This is a genomic window from Methylobacterium sp. J-001 (assembly GCF_022829565.1).
Lineage (GTDB): Bacteria > Pseudomonadota > Alphaproteobacteria > Rhizobiales > Beijerinckiaceae > Methylobacterium.
Genome location: NZ_JAKSYN010000131.1, coordinates 1 through 2,651, shown reverse-complemented (window position 1 = coordinate 2,651; position 2,651 = coordinate 1). Strand labels below are relative to the sequence as shown.

The window sequence follows — 2,651 nt, the reverse complement described above, 5'->3', positions numbered from 1 at the left end:
CACGCTGGAGCCGAGCTGTTCCGCGGCGGCTGCGACGGTGCGGACGTTGGTGGCGGCCTCCTCGGCGGCCGCCGCGACGCTGGTGGATTGCGCCGCCGCCTGGGTCGCGGTTGCGGTCAGCGCCTGGGCGGTGCCCTGGAGTTCGTTGGCCGAGGCCGAGACCATGCCGACGATCGCGCCCACGGCCTGCTCGAAGCCGTCGGCCAGCGCGATCATGGCGCGCTTGCGCTCGGCTGCGGCGGCCTCGTCGGCCAAACGCCTGGCCTCGGCCTGATCGCGGGCCCTCTGCGCCACCAACTCCTTGATGCCCCCGACCGCGCGGCCGACCAAGCCGATCTCGTCATTGCGCCGGGCCTCGGCGATCTCTGCATCGATCGCCCCCTGACTCATGTGCTGCAGAGCGCCGACTAGGCGGTTCAGTGGGCGCGACACGGTGATCGTCATCAGCCGGCTCACCACGATTGCGAGGAGGAGCAACGCGATGAGGGTCGTCGCCGCCATCATCTGAGCCAGATGATCCACCTGCGCAAAAGCCATCTCTTTGTCGACAGAGACGGCTACATACCAATCGAGGGAGGCCGGCAGGTTTGGGATACGCGCGAAGACTGTGAGCGTCGGCCGGTCGCCCTCGCGGGTCTCGACCACCTGCTCCCCGATCTGGGGCATCGGCCCGGACAGCAGCTCTGAGAGCGGTTTGCCGATGCGGTTCGTCTGGGGATGAATCAGCACCGTGCCTTTGCCGGATACCAAATAGGCGTAGCTGTTCCCATTCTGAGCGACAGCGCTGATCATCTGAGCCAGAGCGGCGGCCTCGAAATCGCCGCCGGTCACGCCGGTCAGCGTCCCCGTCGCATCATGGACGGGTGCCGCAGCGGTGATGACGAAGGTCCCGCGGCTTGCCGAGGTATAGGGTTCGGTGACGATCGGCCCATTTGCGGCGGCGACATCCTTGAACCACGGGCGTTTGCGCGGATCGTAGCCTGCAGGTACCTCGCCCTTCGGTATCTTCGTGTACGCGCCGTCCGTGCGGCCCAGATAGCTGACGTAGAAGGTTTCCCGAACGATCGGGGCGCCGAGCACCGGATCGACGGCTGATCCAGTACCGGAATCGGGGATCTGCTGGGCCATCATCAGCGTCAGGTCGAGCTTGCCGCGCAGCCAGTTGGCGACGCTCCGCGCCGTCGTGGCGCTCAGGTTCGCCATGTTCGTCTGGATGCTCGCCCGCAGGACAGACGATTGCGCGCGGTAGATGTAGACCGAGCTCGCCATGAAGGTAACGCACACGATCGCCAGGATGAGGAGCGTCGCGCGGCCCGATATCCCAAGGCGCAGGCGCGAGCCCCGGGCGGATCCGGCTGCGGTCATGATCGGTTCAGGCACGGTACACTCCTCATCGGTCGATGATCAATCGGTCTCCAGCGCAAATCCTGCAATCGTTTGTTGTCGGTCGCATATATTTGAGTTTGATCAGACCGATCGTTGAGCGGACTAACGTATTTGCAGTCTGTCAGATCGTTTTATAGACAGAGACGTTGCGATCTGGTCCCGTCGATGAAGGGTCTAACGTTTGATCCTTACGGACTGCTTTCAAAAATGTACGACCTTGCGCGTAGAGAAGCTTTGCGTTTCAGCGCACGGCGAGAGAAATGCTGGAGGATCCAGCCCGGACCACGTCGATGATCGAGCGGGTGCCGGCGCGTTCAGGCGGCTCGGACCGAATGCAGGAAGCGGGCGACCTCGTCGCTGAGCTGCGCCGACTGACGTGAAAGCGCGGACGCCGCGTCCAGAACCTGATGAGCCGCCGTACCGGTCTGCTCCGCTGCCTCGGCGACGCCGGCGATGCTGGTCGTCACCTCGTCGGTACCGCTTGCCGCTTGGCTCACGTTACGGACGATCTCCTGGGTCGCCGCACCCTGCTCCTCAACCGCCGCGGCCACGGCGCCCGTGACGTCGTTGATGTCGCGAATGCGCGTGACGATCCCGCCGATCGCACGCGCGGCATGGTCGGTCGAGCCCTGGATCCGGCCGATATAACCCGTGATCTCTTCGGTGGCCTTGGCGGTCTGGGCGGCCAGTTCTTTCACCTCAGAGGCCACGACCGCAAACCCCCGCCCCGCGTCGCCAGCGCGGGCCGCCTCGATCGTGGCGTTCAGAGCCAGAAGATTGGTCTGGGCCGCGATGCTGGAGATCAGCCCGATCGCTTCGCCGATCTTGGACACCGCTTGGGCCAGTTCCTGCACCAGCCGACCCGTTTGATCCGCCTCGCCGACAGCGGCTCGTGCGAGGCTCGCCGAGCCTCCGACCTGGCCAGCGATCTCCTGCACGCTGGAGCCGAGCTGTTCCGCGGCGGCTGCGACGGTGCGGACGTTGGTGGCGGCCTCCTCGGCGGCCGCCTCGACGCTGGTGGATTGCGCCGCCGCCTGGGTCGCGGTTGCGGTCAGCGCCTGGGCGGTGCCCTGGAGCTCGTTGGCCGAGGCCGAGACCATGCCGACGATCGCGCCCACGGCCTCCTCGAAGCCGTCGGCCAGCGCGATCATGCCGCGCTTGCGCTCGGCTGCGGCGGCCTCGTCGGCCAGGTGCTGCGCTTCGACCTGGTCGCGGGCCTGTTGCGCCACCCGCGCCTTGATGCCCTCGACGGCACGGCCGACCAA

Annotated in this window: 2 protein-coding genes; both read right to left on the bottom strand. The window is 66.5% G+C overall.

The window, feature by feature from the left end; translation table 11 throughout:
* On the bottom strand, nucleotides 1–1,380 hold a 1,380-nt coding region (locus tag MKK65_RS15145), incomplete at its 3' end, for a cache domain-containing protein (RefSeq protein WP_243958603.1).
* Nucleotides 1,381–1,700: 320 nt separating this feature from the next.
* The coding region (locus tag MKK65_RS15140) for a methyl-accepting chemotaxis protein (protein WP_243958600.1) at nucleotides 1,701–2,651 on the bottom strand (951 nt) is incomplete at its 5' end.